The 16,482-nt window shown below is 63.8% G+C and carries 16 protein-coding genes and 2 pseudogenes; 9 read left to right on the forward strand and 9 right to left on the reverse strand.

Going from position 1 to position 16,482, the window contains the following annotated elements; translation table 11 throughout:
- Window positions 1-10: 10 nt before the first annotated feature.
- Genes EPD80_RS02410 through prmB form a run of 3 tightly spaced genes read left to right on the forward strand, consistent with a single transcriptional unit; the run spans window position 11 to window position 3,250 of the window.
- A complete protein-coding gene (locus tag EPD80_RS02410; RefSeq protein WP_142809099.1) occupies window positions 11-1,189 on the forward strand; it encodes a PilT/PilU family type 4a pilus ATPase in 1,179 nt (392 codons plus the stop codon).
- The gene (gene dapE / locus EPD80_RS02415; protein WP_142809101.1) at window positions 1,186-2,337 is read left to right on the forward strand and encodes a succinyl-diaminopimelate desuccinylase; all 1,152 of its coding nucleotides are present in this window, start codon (window positions 1,186-1,188) and stop codon (window positions 2,335-2,337) included. Before EPD80_RS02410 ends, dapE begins: the two co-directional genes overlap by 4 nt.
- Window positions 2,324-3,250, forward strand: coding sequence for a 50S ribosomal protein L3 N(5)-glutamine methyltransferase (gene prmB / locus EPD80_RS02420; RefSeq protein ID WP_185957671.1), 927 nt, complete (start codon window positions 2,324-2,326; stop codon window positions 3,248-3,250). Before dapE ends, prmB begins: the two co-directional genes overlap by 14 nt.
- A 52-nt stretch (window positions 3,251-3,302) precedes the next feature.
- On the opposite strand, the gene EPD80_RS02425 is transcribed toward prmB, so the two are convergent.
- The 8 genes and pseudogenes from EPD80_RS02425 to EPD80_RS02460 form a co-directional block, all read right to left on the reverse strand.
- The gene (locus EPD80_RS02425; RefSeq protein WP_055422756.1) at window positions 3,303-3,626 is read right to left on the reverse strand and encodes a HesB/IscA family protein; all 324 of its coding nucleotides are present in this window, start codon (window positions 3,624-3,626) and stop codon (window positions 3,303-3,305) included.
- A 71-nt stretch (window positions 3,627-3,697) separates the two neighbouring features.
- A pseudogene (locus EPD80_RS02430) lies at window positions 3,698-4,840 on the reverse strand (IscS subfamily cysteine desulfurase); the annotation flags it as partial.
- Between the two features lie 12 nt (window positions 4,841-4,852).
- Window positions 4,853-6,016, reverse strand: a complete 1,164-nt coding sequence (locus EPD80_RS02435; RefSeq protein ID WP_142804474.1) for a cysteine desulfurase family protein — start codon at window positions 6,014-6,016, stop codon at window positions 4,853-4,855.
- Between the two features lie 4 nt (window positions 6,017-6,020).
- Window positions 6,021-6,503, reverse strand: a complete 483-nt coding sequence (locus EPD80_RS02440; RefSeq protein ID WP_142809107.1) for an Rrf2 family transcriptional regulator — start codon at window positions 6,501-6,503, stop codon at window positions 6,021-6,023.
- Window positions 6,504-6,595: 92 nt separating this feature from the next.
- Window positions 6,596-7,372, reverse strand: coding sequence for a serine O-acetyltransferase (cysE, locus tag EPD80_RS02445; RefSeq protein ID WP_142809109.1), 777 nt, complete (start codon window positions 7,370-7,372; stop codon window positions 6,596-6,598).
- A 42-nt stretch (window positions 7,373-7,414) separates the two neighbouring features.
- Window positions 7,415-8,176, reverse strand: a complete 762-nt coding sequence (locus tag EPD80_RS02450; RefSeq protein WP_142809110.1) for an RNA methyltransferase — start codon at window positions 8,174-8,176, stop codon at window positions 7,415-7,417.
- Window positions 8,177-8,189: 13 nt separating this feature from the next.
- Entirely contained in the window at window positions 8,190-8,468 is a 279-nt protein-coding gene (locus EPD80_RS02455; protein ID WP_142809112.1) for a type II toxin-antitoxin system RelE/ParE family toxin, read from the reverse strand.
- A complete protein-coding gene (locus EPD80_RS02460; protein ID WP_142809114.1) occupies window positions 8,465-8,740 on the reverse strand; it encodes a CopG family ribbon-helix-helix protein in 276 nt (91 codons plus the stop codon). Before EPD80_RS02460 ends, EPD80_RS02455 begins: the two co-directional genes overlap by 4 nt.
- Window positions 8,741-8,831: 91 nt before the next feature.
- Between EPD80_RS02460 and EPD80_RS11555 the strand changes: the two are divergent.
- The 6 genes and pseudogenes from EPD80_RS11555 to EPD80_RS02490 form a co-directional block, all read left to right on the forward strand.
- Window positions 8,832-8,906: pseudogene (locus EPD80_RS11555) on the forward strand (organic hydroperoxide resistance protein); the annotation flags it as partial.
- 104 nt (window positions 8,907-9,010) lie between these two features.
- Complete coding sequence (locus tag EPD80_RS02470; RefSeq protein WP_142804479.1) at window positions 9,011-9,814, forward strand: inositol monophosphatase family protein; 804 nt, start codon at window positions 9,011-9,013, stop codon at window positions 9,812-9,814.
- A 16-nt stretch (window positions 9,815-9,830) separates the two neighbouring features.
- On the forward strand, window positions 9,831-12,470 hold the full coding sequence (gene mutS / locus EPD80_RS02475) for a DNA mismatch repair protein MutS (protein WP_221928781.1): 2,640 nt from the start codon (window positions 9,831-9,833) through the stop codon (window positions 12,468-12,470).
- Window positions 12,471-12,723: 253 nt separating this feature from the next.
- On the forward strand, window positions 12,724-13,260 hold the full coding sequence (gene rloA, locus EPD80_RS02480) for a retropepsin-like aspartic peptidase RloA (protein ID WP_142804480.1): 537 nt from the start codon (window positions 12,724-12,726) through the stop codon (window positions 13,258-13,260).
- Between the two features lie 5 nt (window positions 13,261-13,265).
- Complete coding sequence (rloB, locus tag EPD80_RS02485) at window positions 13,266-14,795, forward strand: osmotic stress tolerance membrane protein RloB (protein ID WP_142809116.1); 1,530 nt, start codon at window positions 13,266-13,268, stop codon at window positions 14,793-14,795.
- Window positions 14,796-14,798: 3 nt separating this feature from the next.
- Window positions 14,799-15,782: an alpha-L-glutamate ligase-like protein gene (locus EPD80_RS02490; RefSeq protein WP_142809118.1), complete on the forward strand. Its 984-nt coding sequence runs from the start codon at window positions 14,799-14,801 to the stop codon at window positions 15,780-15,782.
- Here EPD80_RS02490 and dnaQ read toward each other — a convergent pair.
- Window positions 15,766-16,482, reverse strand: a complete 717-nt coding sequence (gene dnaQ / locus EPD80_RS02495; RefSeq protein WP_142809119.1) for a DNA polymerase III subunit epsilon — start codon at window positions 16,480-16,482, stop codon at window positions 15,766-15,768. The genes EPD80_RS02490 and dnaQ overlap by 17 nt on opposite strands.

A 16,482-nucleotide genomic window follows, 5' to 3' on the forward strand; every position in this document is an offset into this window, starting at 1 on the left:
GTCGATCATCATGCCGATCGTTACACCGGTGCTGGAAAAACTCTTTCGCGCGATGCACGATCGCAGCGCCTCCGACATCTTCATCACGGCGGGCGCGCCGATCCACATCAAGATCAACGGCATCGTGGCGCCGATCAACCAGCAGGTGATGAAGCCCGAACAGGTACGGCGGATCTTGGAAGAGGCCATCGCCGACGAGACGCTGTGGCAGCGCTACGTCGAACGCAAAGAGCTCAATTTCTCGCTCGGCGTCTCGGAGATCGGCAACTTCCGCATCAACGCGTTTTGGCAGCGCAACAGCCCGTCAGTGGTGATCCGCTATGTGAGCCGCGACATCCCCTCTTTCGAGGCTTTAGGTCTGCCGCCCGTCCTGGGCGAAATGGCTCTGGGCAAGCGGGGGCTCATCCTGGTGGTGGGCCCCACGGGGTCGGGAAAATCGACCACGCTCGCCGCGATGATCGATCATCGCAACGCGACTCTACCTGGGCACATCCTCACGGTGGAAGATCCGATCGAATACCTCTTCAAGCACAAGAAATCGCTCGTCAACCAGCGCGACGTCGGCATCGATACCCTCTCCTGGGGTGAGGCGCTCAAAAGCGCCATGCGCCAGGCACCGGACTGCATCCTCATCGGCGAGATCCGCGACCTGGAAACCATGCAGGCGGCCATCGCTTATGCGCTCACCGGGCACCTGGTGCTGGCCTCGCTGCATGCCAACAATACCTATCACGCACTCAACCGCATCGTGAATTTCTACCCGCTCGAGAGCCGGAGCTTGCTCTTCTCGGACCTGAGCGTGGCTCTGCGGGCGATCATCGCCCAGCGCCTGGTGCGGCACGTCCAAGGGCAACGCATTCCTGCGGTGGAGATTCTCGTCAATTCGCGGCTGATCGCCGAGATGATCGAGAAAGGCAATCTCTCCATGATCAAGGACGCGATGGAGCGCTCCCTCTCGCCGGGCGTGCAGACCTTCGACCAGGATCTCGTGCGGCTCTACCGCAGCGGCGCCATCACTGTGGAAGAAGCCATCGCCCAGGCCGATTCGCCCACCAACCTGCAATGGGAACTGCAGAATACCGGGGTGAAAACGTCGATACAGGACGGAGGCGTTCCGTCTGCCGACGTCGACCCGCCTTCGCAGATGAGCGAAATCGAATTCCCCTCTTTGACCGATAACAAGACATGAACGTGCTCGAGCTCGCCCGGGTGCTCATTCGCCGCCCTTCCGTCACCCCCGACGATGCCGGTTGCCTCCAGTTCATCGGTGAGCGGCTCGCTGCGCTCGGTTTCACGCTGGAGCGCCTCGATGCGGGCGGCGTGGCGAATCTCTGGGCGCGGCGCGGCGAAGAGGGGCCGCTCTTCGTCTTTGCCGGGCACGTCGACGTCGTGCCCCCCGGCCCCGAGGATCGCTGGCGTTTCCCCCCTTTCTCCGCCACCGTGGCCGAGGGCAGGCTCTACGGGCGCGGCGCCGCCGACATGAAGAGTTCGCTCGCCGCCATGGTGTGCGCGGTGGAATCCTTTCTCGCCGAGCATCCCTCGCCTCGGGGCTCCATCGGCTTTCTGCTGACTTCAGACGAAGAAGGACCGGCAGTCCACGGCACGCGCCACGTGGTCGAGATCCTGCAAGCGCGCGGCCTGCGTTTCGACTACGCGCTGGTGGGTGAGCCCACCAGCGAACACGCGCTCGGCGACACGATCAAGAACGGCCGGCGCGGCTCGCTCACCGGCCGGCTCACGGTGCATGGCAAACAGGGGCACGTCGCCTATCCGCATCTGGTCGCCAATCCCGTGCATCGCCTGGCACCGGCGCTCGCCGAGCTCGTAGCCACCGAATGGGATCGGGGCAACGAACATTTTCCGCCGACATCGCTGCAGGTGACCGACCTGCATGCCGGGGTAGGCGCGACGAACGTGGTGCCCGGCGAATGCCGCATGACCTTCAATTTCCGCTTTTCCTCCGAGCAGACGCCGGAGGGCCTGCAAGAGCGAGTGGAGGCGATGCTGCGCCGGCACGGTGCGCCCTTCTCGCTTACCTGGGAACTGGGCGGTCGCCCTTTTCTCACCCCCCGAGGCGAACTCATCACCGCCCTGTCGGAGAGCATCGAGGCAGCCTGCGGGATCCGGCCGCGGCTCTCCACGAGCGGCGGTACCTCCGACGGTCGCTTCATCGCCGCCATTTGTCCGCAGATCGTGGAGTTCGGACCGGTGAATGCGACCATCCACCAGATCGACGAATCGGTGGCGCTCGCCGAACTCGAGCCGCTCGCCGCGGCCTACCGCGGTGTACTGGAACGTTTGCTGCCCCCTGCCGGAGATGACGATGCCCGAGTTTGAAGACGATCCGATGTTCGCAGCGCACGATCACGACGAGACCGAAGCGCTCATCACGGTGCGCGACTGGGTGCGTTACGCCGTCACTCGGCTCGAGAGCGAAGAAGCTTTCTACGGCCATGGCTGCGAGGACGTGATCGACGAAGCGGTGTGGCTGGTGAGCGGCGCCTTGAAGCTGCCGCGCGAGCGCCTGGAGTGGTTCCTCGATGCGAGTCTCACCGAGTCCGAGCGCCAACGCCTTGCCGAGCTGGTGGAGCGCCGTGCCGTCGATAAAGTGCCGACGGCCTACCTCCTCAACGAAGCCTGGCTGGGACCGTTTCGCTTTTACGTAGACGAGCGCGTGATCGTGCCGCGATCCTTCCTCGCCGAACTGCTCGAGGAGCGCTTCTCCCCCTGGATAGAGCAGCCGGAAGCGATTCATCGCGTGCTCGACCTGTGCACCGGTTCCGGCTGCCTCGCGGTCGTGGCCGCCTACGCATTCCCTCAGGCGGAGATCGTGGCGGCCGATCTCTCGGACGATGCGTTGGAGGTCGCGCGCATCAACGTCGAAGCCTACGGCCTGCAGGATCGCGTACGGCTGCTGCGCTCGGACGTGTTCTCGGCGCTTGCCGGGGAATCATTCGATTTGATCATAAGCAATCCGCCCTACGTCACGATGCAGGCCATGGCCGAATTGCCGCAAGAATACCGCCACGAGCCGACGCTCGCGCTCGCCGCGGGCGAAGACGGGCTCGACGTGGTGCGGCGCATCCTCGCCGAAGCGAAGCGCCACCTCACGCCGCAGGGCTGGCTCGCCGTGGAGGTCGGCCACAACCGGGCGCTCGTGGAAGCGGCTTTCCCCGAACTTCCCTTCACCTGGCTCGCCACGGAGACGGCGGAGGACAAGGTGTTTCTCCTGCCCGCCTCCGCGCTATGAGCGCCGGGGAAGAAATCGTCGCGAGCGGTTCGAGTGATGCCCTGGCGCTCTCTCAGACGGCGAAGCTCTCGCCGCACCCGCAGGTGGCCTTCACGTTGGGGTTGTCGAACTTGAAGGATTCGTTCAAGCCTTCGCGGCGGTAGTCGATCACCGTGCCGTCGAGCTTGGGCAGATCCTCCTGCGCCACCACCACGTTCACGCCGTGGCTCTCGAACACGAGATCCTGTGGCCCCGCCGCGTCGGTCACGTCGAGCTTGTAGGCAAAGCCCGTGCAGCCGGAAGGGGTCACGCCCAGGCGCAGGCCCAGGCCGTGGCCACGTTTTTCCAGGATCCGCCGCACCTGGGCAGCGGCGCGTTCCGTCAGGGTGATCGTCATGGTCTTCGTTTCCTTTGCTTGCAGTAGATGAAATGACGCCGCTCGTGCGTCGGGGTTCCGCTTCAGCGCCCGCGCAGGGCAAGGATGCGCTCGCGCAGCAGGCGGATCGCCGTGTCGATCTCCTCGGCGGTGGTGAAGCGCCCCAGGGTGAGGCGCAATGCACTGCGGGCGAGCTCTGGCGACCGGCCCAGCGCGCGCAGCACGTAGGAGGGTTCGAGGCTTGCCGAGGTGCAGGCCGAACCGGCCGACACGGCCAGTTCCTCGCCCAGCGACAGGAGCAGCGCATCGCCCTCGATGCCCTCGACCGAGACGTTCAAGTTGTGCGGCACGCGATGTTCGAGGTCGCCATTGAGGTGGATGCCCGGCAGTTCCTGCAAGGCGGCGAGCAGCCGGTCGCGCAGCGCCCGGATGCGCGGCAGCTCATCGGACATCTCCGCGCGCGCGAGGCGATAGGCTTCCCCCATGCCGACGATCTGGTGCGTGGGCAGCGTCCCCGAGCGAAAACCACGCTCGTGCCCTCCGCCGTGCATCTGCGCCTCCAGCCGCACCCGCGGGCGACGGCGCACGTAGAGCGCGCCGATCCCTTTGGGGCCGTACGTCTTGTGGGCAGAGAAGGACATGAGCGAGACGTCGAGTTTTTGCAGGTCGATCGCCACCTTGCCGGTGGCCTGCGCCGCATCGACGTGAAAGAGGATGCCGCGCTCGCGGCACAGCGCCCCGATCTCCTCGATCGGCTGGATGACACCGATCTCGCTGTTGACGAGCGCCACCGACACGAGCAGGGTGTCGGGGCGCAGGGCACGTTCGAGTTCGTCCAAGTCGACCAGACCGTCGTCGCGCACCGGCAGATAGGTGGCGGTGAAACCGCGCGATTCCAGCGCCTTGACGCTGTCGAGCACCGCCTTGTGTTCGGTCCGCAGGGTGACGAGATGCCGACCCCGGTCGCGGTAGAACTCCGCCACGCCCTTGATGGCGAGGTTGTCGGCCTCGGTCGCGCCCGACGTCCACACGAGTTCGCGCGGCTCGCAGCCGACGAGCTCGGCCACACGGCTGCGGGCCTCCTCCACGACTTTCTCCGCCTCCCAGCCGTAGGCGTGGGTGCGGCTTGCCGGGTTGCCGAAACGTTCGGTGAGCCAGGGAATCATGGCATCGCGCACGCGCGGATCCACCGGCGTGGTGGCGGCATAGTCGAGGTAGATCGGTCGTCGCTGCATGAAGGATTCCTTTCAATCGGCACACAGGGCCGCGAGGCGCCGCAGCTGGCCCGCGGCTTGCGCGAGCGCGGCGAGAAACCCGTCGATGTCGGCTTGGGTCGTGCTGCGTCCGGTACTCACGCGTACGGCCCCGCGCGCGAGCGCCTCGGGCACGCCCATGGCGAGCAGGCTGCGCGGCGCGCCGGGCTGGGCGCTGGAGCAGGCCGAGCCGGTGCCCACCGCGAAACCGGCGCGATCGAGCACACCGGCGAGCGCCGCCCCTTCCAAGCCGGGCAGGGCAAAAAACGTCGTATTGGGTAGCCGCGCCGCGCCGGCGCCGAAGATCACCGCCCCCTGCGCTGGGAGCCCCGCCTCCAGCCGCTGCTGCAAGGCGTGCAGGCGGGCGTGCAAGGATTCCCTGGCTTCGAGCGCTTCGACGAGCGCCGCGGCCATGGCCATCGCGCCCGGCACGTTCTCGGTGCCCGAGCGCCGCCCTGCCTCCTGCCCGCCGCCGGTGAGCAACGGCGCCAATGCCACTTCACGCGCGAGCACGAGGGCACCGATCCCCGTCGGCGCGCCGAACTTGTGCCCCGACAGCGTGAGCGCATGCACGCCTAGGGCGCGCCGCGACAACGGCATTTTCCCGGCCGCCTGCACCGCGTCGCAATGCACCAGGGCGCCGGCCTCGCGTGCCGCTCGGGCGAGGCTCGCCACGTCCTGGATCACGCCCGTCTCGTTGTGCGCCAGCATCACCGAAACGAGCGCCGGGCGCTCGCGCAGGATGCGCTCGAAGGCGAGCGGGTCGACCCGGCCCGCGGCATCCACAGGGATCTCGACGAAGCGCCAACCGTGCGCAGCGAGGCTTCTTGCCGTTTCGTAGACGCTGGAGTGCTCGACGGCACTCACGGCGATGATGCCAGGCTCCATGAGCGCCGCCGCACCGCGCAGGAAGAGCGCGTTGGCCTCGGTGCCGCCGCTCGTGAAGACGATCTCCTCGGGCGCTGTCTCGAGACAGTCGGCCAGGGTACGCCGCGCCTCTTCGAGCAGGGTACGGGCGCGTCGCCCCGCGGAATGCAGACTGGAGGGGTTGCCGAGCAACTCTCCGTCCAGACAGGACTGCAACACGGCGCGCGCCGACGCCGCGAGCGGCGCGGTGGCATTCCAATCGAGATAGACGCCACCCGGGGCGAGGGTCATCGCCTCAGCAAGCCTCGCAGGCGGCGAGCTCACCCGTCTCATTGGCCTTCTTCTTTTTCGGCCGGCGACGGGAAACGACGCGCTTGATCTCGCCGCGCACCACGGCGCCCAAGGTGACGGAGTCGAGATACTCCATCATGCGCACGTTGAGGTTGCTCCAGAGATGGTGCGTGGAGCAGATGTGGTCGTTCTGACAATTTTCCTTGCCGCCGCACTGCGTGGTATCGAGCGGCTCGTCCACCGCCTCGACGATCTCGGCGATGGTGATTTCGTCCATCGGTCGCCCGAGGCGGTAGCCGCCGCCGGGCCCGCGCACGCTCGACACCAGACCCTCGCGCCGCAGGCGGCTGAAGAGCTGCTCCAGATAAGACAAAGAAATGTTTTGGCGCTCGGCGATGGTTGCCAGCGCCACCGGCCCCTTGTCCTGGTGCTTGGCCAGGTCCACCATCGCGGTGACCGCGAATCGCCCCTTCGTCGTCAGTCGCATCGTCCATCCTCCCGCCGGGCCGTGGCCGACGTTTCGCGAGCAAGATAGCTTATCCTACTGAAAAAGTCAACTATTCGGACGATGCGTCCTGCCTATTCCACCCAACGTGAAACGCGCTGCGGGTCGAACCCCTGATCCTCGCCGGGCAGATCGGGCAAAGCGATGCCGGCCGCTTCCAGCCGGCGCACGAGTTCGGCGAAGCGTCGGTCGGATTCCACCGCATGATCGAGCAGCGCGTGCAGCGCCTTGGCGAGCGGATCGTCGAGATCCTTGGTGAGGCCATAAGCGGTGAACCCGATCTCCTCGGCCTTGCGTCGACGCGCTTCGTCGCGCGATTCCTCCTGTTCCGGCTCGAGGATACGCGCGAGCGTTCCGACCGCGGTCGCACCGGGCGGAACCGGCTTGACAACGACCGCGTTCGAGCCGATCTTGGCCCCTGCTCCGACGGTAAACCCTCCCAGCACCTTGGCCCCGGCACCGACCACCACGCCAGATTCCAGCGTGGGGTGGCGCTTCACGCCACGATAGAGCGAGGTGCCGCCCAGCGTCACGCCCTGGTAGATGGTGCAGTCGTCGCCGACCTCGGCCGTCTCGCCGATCACCACGCCCATGCCGTGATCGATGAACACCCGCCGGCCGATCTTCGCGCCGGGATGGATTTCGATGCCCGTGAGCCAGCGCGTGAGGTGGCTGAGGAAGCGGGCGAGCCAATACCAGCGCCGCGTCCACAAGAAATGCGCCATCCGGTGCAGCCAGAGGGCGTGCAAACCAGGGTAGCAGGTGAGCACTTCCCAGCGCGAGCGTGCCGCCGGGTCGCGTTGCAGGATGCTGTCGATGTCTTCACGCAGGCGTTCCAGCCAAGAGGGCATGGAGAAGTTCCTTTCTCGGATCAGGCGGGAAAGCAAAGCATTTTACGGGATTTTGCGCACCACCGCCTTGAGCATGCCGCGCAAGATGTCGAGTTCGGCCCGCTCGAGCCGAGCGCGCGCAAGCAGCCGCCGCAGCCGCGCCTCCAGCCGTTTCGGCGCAGCCGGATCGTAGAAATCGAGCCGCTCGAGCACGGTGAGCCACTGCGCGAGCAACCCCTCGACCGCCTCGTGCGAAGCGGGCACGAAATCGGGTGCGTCCGCGATGGCGCTCGCCTGCGGCGCAAAGGCTTCGCAGGTGCGGGCGAGTACGTAACAGGCCACCTGCACCGCCGCTGCCAGATTGAGCGAAGAATACTCGGGATTGGCCGGAATCGTTGCCGGGAAAGTGCATTGCCACACTTCCTCGTTCGTCAAGCCGTTCGTCTCGTTGCCGAAGACGAGCGCAGCCTGAGCATCGGGTACGGCCTGGAGCACCTCGAGCACTTCGCTGGCGCTCTCTTCGGGGGTACGAAAAGGCTGAACATACGTGCGCGAGCGCGTCGTGAAAGCCACGCTCACGGCAGTCCCGGCAAGCGCCTCGGCGAGGGTATCCACCACCACGGCGCGCTCGAGCACGTCGACCGCGCCGGAGGCCCTGGCCGTGGCCTCCGCATCGGGAAAACACCGCGGCGCCACCAGCACGAGGTGGGACAAACCCATCGTCTTCATCGCTCGCGCCGCCGCTCCGATATTTCCCGGATGCGAAGGACGGCACAGCACGACGCGTACACGGGCAAGCGATCGCGCGCCTTCATGGTCTACCATAGGTGACAACAATTCAGCGCTGCTCCCGTGTATGCCATATGCGCAAAATGAAGATATCCGCGTCACGGAGCTCGTATCGCATCTCGTAATCGCTTATGAGCAACCGACGAACCTCGCGTGGCGCGAACTGAAAAAGCTGCTCCCCGATCCGGGGATTCGTCACCAAGACGCTCGGCGACGAAATCAGGGTTTTCATCACCCTCTTGGCCACCTGCTCGTTCTTCGGGGCAAGAAAAGCGTAGAGACGCTCCAAGTCGGACAAGGCCTTGCCCGTCCAGCGTATTTCCCTCATCGCGGCTCGGGCATCGGCAAGGGTTGATCGGTACCGATTCGTTCGACCCATTCCTGAACGACCCGATGCTCCACCACGTACCCCGCATCGACGTCTTCGAGTGCCTCCCTCGTGAGACGATCCTTTTCTTCCTCTTGGGCGATCCAGGCCACAAGTGCCTGTTTCAAGATCCAGCCCCGCGACCGCTCCATGCGCCGGGCGAGATCATCGACTTTCTCGGCCAAAGGGACAGGCACGTGGACTGTCAGAACTCGAGTCTCGGTTTTCGACATCTGTAGTCTCTTCATGCTTTGAATCAATGTGATTCATTCTAAATCGCCATTGAGAAAAACTCAACGCACGGCAGAAGAACCGATGCTTGCCGCACATCACGTCTGCCCCTACTCCAACGCCGTGCGCGGCAACATCGACGTGACCTTGTCGGTGCGGGGGGTCTGAAACGTACGACCGGGGCCGGTTATCTGTCCGCCGGCCTCGCCGCCCTTTACGGTAAAATCTTGAGTTCGCCCGCGGAAGGCGTTTCACTACCGAGGATTTTGCCGATGATCGTCCACCCCACCCTCAACATCGCCATCAAGGCCGCCCGGCGTGCCGCCGCCATCATAAACCGCGCGGCCCTGCAGCTCGAGCGCCTCACCATCGAAGCCAAGGCGTTCAACGACTTCGTCACCGAGGTCGATCGCGCGGCCGAAGAGGCGATCATCGAGACGATCCGCGAAGTGTATCCGGAACATGCCATCCTTGCCGAGGAATCGGGCGCATTGGCCGGGGAAGGGTTCGAGTGGATCATCGACCCGCTCGACGGCACGACGAACTTCATCCACGGCGTACCGCAATACGCCATCTCCATCGCCGTGCGCAAGGACGGGATATTGGAACATGCGGTGGTCTTCGACCCGGTGCGCAACGAGCTCTTTGCCGCCTCGCGCGGCAGTGGGGCGTATCTCAACGAACGGCGCATTCGCGTGAGCCGCACGGTGAAGCTGCACCAGGCGCTCATCGGCACGGGGTTTCCTTTCCGCGAGTTCCGTCACATCGACACCTACCTGGCGATCTTCCGCGATCTGGCGCAAAAGACCGCCGGAATTCGCCGTCCCGGCGCAGCGGCGCTCGATCTGGCCTACGTGGCCGCCGGCCGATTCGACGGTTTCTGGGAATTCGGTCTCCAGCCTTGGGACATGGCCGCGGGGGCGCTGTTGATCCTCGAGGCGGGCGGCCTGGTGAGCGATCTCTCCGGTGAAGGCGGCTTTCTCGAGAGCGGCAACGTCGTGGCCGGTACCCCCAAGGTTTTCGTGCCGCTGCTCGGCGTGGTGCGTGAGCACCTCACGCCCGAGCTTTCACGCTGATCGAACGTTTTTGCCCATGCCCGTGTCGCACACCCCCTCCGTCGCCGATCTCTCCGCCCATACCCCCATGATGCAGCAATATCTGCGCCTCAAGGCGCAGCATCCGGGGTGCCTGCTGCTCTTTCGCATGGGGGATTTCTACGAGCTCTTCTACGAGGACGCCGAGAAGGCCGCGCGGTTGCTCGATCTCACGCTCACTACCCGCGGCCAGTCGGCTGGAGCCCCCATTCCCATGGCCGGCATCCCGTTCCATGCATTGGAGACGTACTTGGGGCGGCTGATACGCGCTGGCCTGGCGGTGGCCATCGCCGAGCAGCAGGGCGAGCCGGGCGCGCAAAAGGGGCCGATGGAGCGGGTGGTGACCCGCATCGTCACGCCAGGCACGCTCGTCGATGCGGCGCTGCTCGACGAGCGCAGCGATGCGCCGCTCGCCGCGTTGTTTATCCGCAAAGGGAAAATGGGCGTGGCGACCCTGACGCTTGCGAGCGGCGATTTTCGCCTGCTGGTGTGCGATGCCGCCGAGCTGGAAGCGCAATTCGAGCGCCTGCGCCCGGCCGAGGTGCTCGTGCCCGAGGATCTGCCTTTGCCCGCGGTGTTGGAGACGGAGCGCACACCCTTGCGCCGCCTGCCCGGCTGGCAGTTCGACGCAACGATCGCTCGGCGCCTGCTCACGGCCCATTTCGGCGTGCAGGATCTGGCCGCCTTCGGCGTGGAAGCGATGCACGAGCCGGCGCTCGCCGCGGCCGCGGCGCTTTTCGAGTACGTGCGCCAGACGCAGAAGAGCGAGCTCGCCCATGTGCGCGCCCTGCGCCTCGAGCGCGACGACGACTATCTCTGGCTCGACGCCGCCACGCGGCGCAACCTCGAACTCACCGAGACGCTGCGCGGCGAATCCTCCCCTACCCTTTTCTCCACGCTCGATTTCACCCGCACGGCGATGGGTGCGCGCTGGTTGAAGCAAGCCTTGCACCATCCGCAGCGCAGTGCTGCTGCTGCGCGCGAGCGCCAAGCGGTGATCGGCAGGCTGCTCGCGCAACCGCGCACCTTGGATGCGCTCCTCGAGCGGCTCGACGGCTTGGGCGACCTGGAGCGGATCGCGGCGCGCATTGCGTTGGGCACGGTGCGCCCGCGTGAGCTGGCGGCGCTGCGCGCCTCGCTGCGCCGTCTGCCCGAGCTGAGGGCGTTGCTCGAGCCGCACCGCGAGGTGCCGCGCCTTGCCGCCTTGAGCGATTCCCTGACGGTGCCGCCCGAAGCGCTCACCCTTCTCGAACGCACGCTGGCGGACGATCCTCCGGCGCTGGTGCGCGACGGCGGTGTGATCGCCCCGGGGTTCGATGCCGAACTCGACGAATTGCGCGCCTTGCACAACGACTGCGGCGCCTTCCTGCTCGAACTGGAAGCGCGCGAGCGCGAGCGTACGGGCATCGCGACGCTCAAGGTCGAATACAACAAGGTGCACGGTTTCTACATCGAGGTGAGCAAGACGCATGCCGACAAGGTGCCGGCCGACTACCGTCGGCGCCAGACGATGAAAAACGCCGAGCGTTTCATCACCCCCGAGCTCAAGTCCTTCGAGGATCGGGCGCTGTCGGCGGCCGAACGGGCGCTCGCGCGGGAGCGTTTTCTCTATGAAGAGTTGGTGCGTCAGCTACTTGCCTGGGTGGCGGCGCTACAGGAGGCCGGGCGCGCTGCCGCCGAGCTCGACGGGCTCGCTTCGCTCGCGCAAGCCGCCGAACGTTACGGCTACGTCGCACCGGAATTTACCGACACGCCGGGGCTCGCGATCGACGGTGGGCGACATCCCGTGGTCGAGCGTCAGGTGGAAACCTTCGTGGCCAACGACGTGCGGCTCGACGGCGCGGCTCGGCGGCTGCTGGTGATCACCGGCCCCAACATGGGCGGCAAATCCACCTTCATGCGCCAGACGGCGCTGATCGCCCTGCTCGCCTACGTCGGCGCCTGGGTGCCGGCACGGCGCGCCGTCATCGGGCCGCTCGATGCGATCTACACCCGCATCGGCGCAAGCGACGATCTCGCCTCGGGCCGCTCCACCTTCATGGTGGAGATGACGGAGGCGGCCTATATCCTGCACCACGCGAGCGAGCGTAGCCTCGTACTGATGGACGAAATCGGCCGGGGTACCTCGACCTTCGACGGCATGGCGCTCGCCTGGGCGATCGCGCGCCACTTGCACGGCAAGAACCGCGCCCTCACCCTCTTTTCGACGCACTATTTCGAGCTCACGCGCCTGGCCGAAGAGCTGGAAGCCTGCGCCAACGTGCATGTGGAAGCGGTGGAGCACGAGGGACGGGTGGTCTTCCTCCACTCGGTGCGCGAAGGGCCGGCGAGCCGCAGCTACGGCATCCACGTGGCCGCGCTCGCGGGCATGCCGCGCGCCGTGCTCACCCAGGCCCGCCGCGAACTGGCGCGCCTGGAAGCCCGCGCCCTGGAGGAAAGCCGCCAGCCCCAGCTCTTCGCCTGTGAACCCACGGACGACGACTTGCCGCCCGAACCCGAGCGCGTGGAAGTGCTTCCTGCCTGGCTAGAGCCGCTCGCCGACGTCGATCCGCGCGCGCTCACCCTGGGAGAGGCGATCGCATGGTTCGAGCGCCTGCGCGCCGCGCTGCGGGCAGCCGAGGGAGAATCTCGACACTAGCGAGATGAGCACCTTCGAGCGTCTCGAATAACCTATTATCATAAATTAATTCCCCAGCGACCGGATTGCAGGCGTCTTTCCTTGGCGTTTTTCGTAGCCTTCCGAGGTGGCACGGACGGCGTAACTGTATCGAATCGTGTTGAACCGGGAATCAAGAAATCAGAATGCTACAATGAAAGCCGGCATCACGATGCTCACCAGACTTCGTCATTTTAGTCGATTTTCATCTTTCTCTTCCTTGGAGGTCGGGTCCATGAGGTTTCAAGCCCATCTCATGTCGCTGTGTCTGCTGATCCTACCGCTCGTCGGCGTGGCTGCCGAAAAAACGATCTATGGCCTGCATGAATATGTCGGCATCCCTGATTTCGACTTGGAAGTCAAGGCCAAACTAGACACTGGTGCCGTGACCGCGTCGCTCAGCGCACGCGACATTACCCGTTTCGAGCGCAAGGGGGAGCCTTGGGTGCGGTTCTATCTGGCCATAGATGGTGCACACGCACATCCCATCGAACGACCGATCAAGCGTATCAGTAGGATCAAACGCCGTGCCGACGATTTCGACCCGAAAAAAGAAAAGCCCTATACCGAAAGGCCCGTCATCGAGCTCGACTTGTGTATCGGTGAGACGAAACGCACCATCGAAGTCAACCTCACCGACCGTACTTCGTTCGAATACCCGCTTTTGATCGGTTCCGATGCCCTCGTCAGTTTTGGCGCCGTGGTTGACCCAAGCCGATCTTTTACCGCCGGCAAACCCGGTTGTCTCAAAAAATCCAAAACTGATAAGTAATCAACATGCGCGCACTGAGTCTGCATTTGAAGATCCTGATCTCTCTGCTCGTTGTATTGGGAGTTTCGGTTACTGCCTATCAAATCTTCGTTCTCGGCATTCCAATTACCGAAGACGTAATCGACGACCTCTGGAATATCGAAGCCAAGATCGAATTCCAAGCCAATCCAGGCGTGCCCGTGAAACTGCAGATGTATGTGCCGCCATTGGATCAGGATTTCGTCAGCCTCAACGAGAGTTTCATCTCCAACAACTACGGCGTCAGCGTGAACCAGGTCAATGGCAACCGCCGTGTAACCTGGTCAGCGCGCCGCGCCAACGGCAAACAGACGCTCTATTATCGCTTGGTGGTGACCAAGCGCTACAGCGCAGAGCAAAGCAAACCCACAGGGCCTGTTTTCCGTGAACCAATCCCGATCGAAGGCCCGGAGAAGATCGCCGTCGAAGCCTTGCTTTCATCCATTCGTCAGCACTCCGCCGACATCGAAACCTTCATCAGCGAAGCGATCAAGCGGGTCAACAATCACAACGACGACAATGTCAAAATTCTTCTGGGCGGCGATACCTCGATCCAGAACAAGGCTCGCGTCATCGAGCTGATCCTCTCCATGGCGCACGTGCCGATGGAACGCGTGCACACCATCCGATTGAACGCCGATCAACCTCAGACGCCGGAACTTTGGCTGCGCAGTTTCAATGGTAATAGGTGGCTGTTCTTCAATCCACAAACCGGTGCACAGGGTTTGCCCAACGACCGTCTGATCTGGTGGGCCGGTGACGAGCCACTGATCAACCTGGAAGGTGGTCGTAACCCGAAGGTGACATTCACGTTGAGCAGCAGCGAGTTGAACGCGATCCGCCTAGCCAAAATGATCGACGAGAACACCGAGGCCAACATCCTGAAGTATTCCCCTCTCTATGACCTGCCGCTGCAAACCCAGCAGCTTTACCAGATCATCCTCATGATCCCCGTTGGCGTGCTGGTCATCCTGATACTTCGTAATCTTATTGGCATAGATACGCTCGGTACATTCACGCCGGTGCTGATCGCTTTGGCATTCCGTGAAACCCAGATCAGTTACGGTATCATCCTATTCACCCTGATCACCGCGCTCGGCCTGGCGCTGCGCTCATACCTGGAACACCTCAAGTTGCAAATGTTGCCCCGCTTGTCAGTGGTACTGACCTTCGTCGTGGCATTGATCGCAACGATCAGTTTGTTCAGTCACAAACTCGGCCTGGAACGTGGATTATCGGTTTCGCTGTTTCCCATGGTGATCTTGACCATGACCATCGAACGCCTATCCATCACCTGGGAAGAACGTGGCGGCGGTCACGCTTTCAAGGTGGGGATCGGAACGCTAATCGCAGCGAGCTTGGCGTATTTACTGATGAATATCCGGGAGTTGGCTTACTTCATCTTCACCTTCCCGTCCGTACTGCTGCTCATAGTGGCTTTCATGCTGGCGATGGGACGCTATCGCGGGTATCGCCTGACCGAATTGTTCCGATTCAAAGCCCTGGCAAAGGACTGAGTCATGTTCGGTCTGATCGAGACGTGGAGGGCCCTGGAAGCCAAAGGGGTCATGGGCATCAACCGGCGTAACGCCGATTACGTGCTCATGTACAACGAACGCAGTCTGTATCCGCTCGTCGATGACAAGATCCTTACCAAGCAGCGCGCCATCGAGGCGGGCATTCTCGTACCGGAGATGTACGGCGTCATCGAGACCGAGAAAGACATCGAAAAACTACAGGACATCGTCAAGGATCACCAAGATTTCGTCATCAAGCCGGCTCAGGGCGCTGGCGGCGATGGGATTCTGGTGATCGCCGGGCGATTCGAAGGTCACTACAAGACGGTATCCGGCAAAATCTTGACCCACGAAGAGATCGAGCATCACATATCCAATATCCTGACCGGCCTTTACTCGCTCGGCGGCCATCGCGACCGTGCCTTGATCGAGTATCGTGTCAAGCCCGATCCGATTTTCAAGAGTATCAGCTATGAAGGCGTGCCGGACATCCGTATCATCGTACTGATGGGCTATCCTCTCATGGCCATGCTGCGTCTGCCTACCCGCCAGTCGGGCGGTAAGGCCAACCTGCATCAGGGTGCCATCGGCGTTGGTGTCGATCTTGCTACCGGCATTACCTTGGGCGGTACTTGGCACAACAAAAAGATCACGAAGCACCCTGATACCAACAACGCGGTAAACGGCATTCGGCTGCCCAGTTGGAGCGGGTTCATGCGGCTCGCCGCCGACGCTTACCATCTATGCAATCTGGGCTACATAGGGGTCGATATGGTGCTAGACCAAAACAAAGGTCCGCTGATCCTCGAACTGAACGCTCGCCCGGGGCTGAATATCCAGATCGCCAACAACTGTGGCTTGCTCCCCCGTGCCCGCGCCGTGGAACGCCACTTGGAAACGCTCAGAGAGAAAGGTATTCAGGAAACCGTCGAGGAACGGGTAAGGTTTTCTCAGGAGCGCTTCGGCCATGTCACGTCGCACGACTGACCGCAAGCGTACGCCACAGCGTCTTGCCACCGCTCGCCTGGTCGATCTCCACGAGCACCGCTTCATGGGCGATGAGCTCTTCCTCGCTCGGTCGCAGCACCCGCAGGGCCGGCCGTGGGGTGCCATCGCGCAGAGCGCCGCGCTGGGCCCTTGCCGCGGGCGTTGCATCCAGCATCAGGGTTTCCTGCCCGCGGGTCATCGCCAGATAGACTTCGGCGAGCAATTCGGCGTCGAGTAGCGCGCCGTGCAGGGTGCGGTGGCGGTGGTCGATGCCGTAGCGCTCGCACAGGGCGTCGAGTGAAGCCTTCTTGCCCGGAGCGATCGTCTTGGCGAGCTTGAGCGTGTCGATCACGCCGCTGACCACCGTCTCGATCGGATCCCGTCCCAGGCGAGAGAGTTCGGCGTTGAGGAATCCCAGGTCGAACGCCGCATTGTGGATGATGAGCTCGGCGCCGCGCACATAGTCGAGGAACTCGTCTACGATGTCGGCGAAACGCGGCTTGTCGGCGAGCATCTCGTCCGTGATGCCGTGCACCTCCACCGCTCCGGCGTCGATCGGGCGCTCGGGGTTGAGGTAGCGGTGGAAGCGATTGTCGGTAAGGCGCCGTGCCAGCAGCTCGACGCAGCCGATCTCGATGATGCGATCGCCGTTCTTCCAATCGAGCCCCGTAGTCTCGGTGTCGAGCACGATCTGATGCAT

This window comes from Tepidiphilus olei (assembly GCF_006980705.1).
Taxonomy (GTDB): domain Bacteria; phylum Pseudomonadota; class Gammaproteobacteria; order Burkholderiales; family Rhodocyclaceae; genus Tepidiphilus; species Tepidiphilus olei.

Bases quoted from the DNA above. Each gene is read 5' to 3' on its own strand.
- rloB (WP_142809116.1), top strand. From the start codon at position 13,266: ATGCGCGCACTGAGTCTGCATTTGAAGATCCTGATCTCTCTGCTCGTT.
- EPD80_RS02410 (WP_142809099.1), top strand. From the start codon at position 11: ATGCCGATCGTTACACCGGTGCTGGAAAAACTCTTTCGCGCGATGCAC.
- prmB (WP_185957671.1), top strand. From the start codon at position 2,324: ATGCCCGAGTTTGAAGACGATCCGATGTTCGCAGCGCACGATCACGAC.
- dapE (WP_142809101.1), top strand. From the start codon at position 1,186: ATGAACGTGCTCGAGCTCGCCCGGGTGCTCATTCGCCGCCCTTCCGTC.
- EPD80_RS02435 (WP_142804474.1), bottom strand. From the start codon at position 6,016: ATGACCCTCGCCCCGGGTGGCGTCTATCTCGATTGGAATGCCACCGCG.
- cysE (WP_142809109.1), bottom strand. From the start codon at position 7,372: ATGCCCTCTTGGCTGGAACGCCTGCGTGAAGACATCGACAGCATCCTG.
- rloA (WP_142804480.1), top strand. From the start codon at position 12,724: ATGAGGTTTCAAGCCCATCTCATGTCGCTGTGTCTGCTGATCCTACCG.
- EPD80_RS02490 (WP_142809118.1), top strand. From the start codon at position 14,799: ATGTTCGGTCTGATCGAGACGTGGAGGGCCCTGGAAGCCAAAGGGGTC.
- EPD80_RS02470 (WP_142804479.1), top strand. From the start codon at position 9,011: ATGATCGTCCACCCCACCCTCAACATCGCCATCAAGGCCGCCCGGCGT.
- dnaQ (WP_142809119.1), bottom strand. From the start codon at position 16,482: ATGCATCAGATCGTGCTCGACACCGAGACTACGGGGCTCGATTGGAAG.
- mutS (WP_221928781.1), top strand. From the start codon at position 9,831: ATGCCCGTGTCGCACACCCCCTCCGTCGCCGATCTCTCCGCCCATACC.
- EPD80_RS02450 (WP_142809110.1), bottom strand. From the start codon at position 8,176: ATGGTAGACCATGAAGGCGCGCGATCGCTTGCCCGTGTACGCGTCGTG.
- EPD80_RS02455 (WP_142809112.1), bottom strand. From the start codon at position 8,468: ATGAGGGAAATACGCTGGACGGGCAAGGCCTTGTCCGACTTGGAGCGT.
- EPD80_RS02425 (WP_055422756.1), bottom strand. From the start codon at position 3,626: ATGACGATCACCCTGACGGAACGCGCCGCTGCCCAGGTGCGGCGGATC.
- EPD80_RS02460 (WP_142809114.1), bottom strand. From the start codon at position 8,740: ATGTCGAAAACCGAGACTCGAGTTCTGACAGTCCACGTGCCTGTCCCT.
- EPD80_RS02440 (WP_142809107.1), bottom strand. From the start codon at position 6,503: ATGCGACTGACGACGAAGGGGCGATTCGCGGTCACCGCGATGGTGGAC.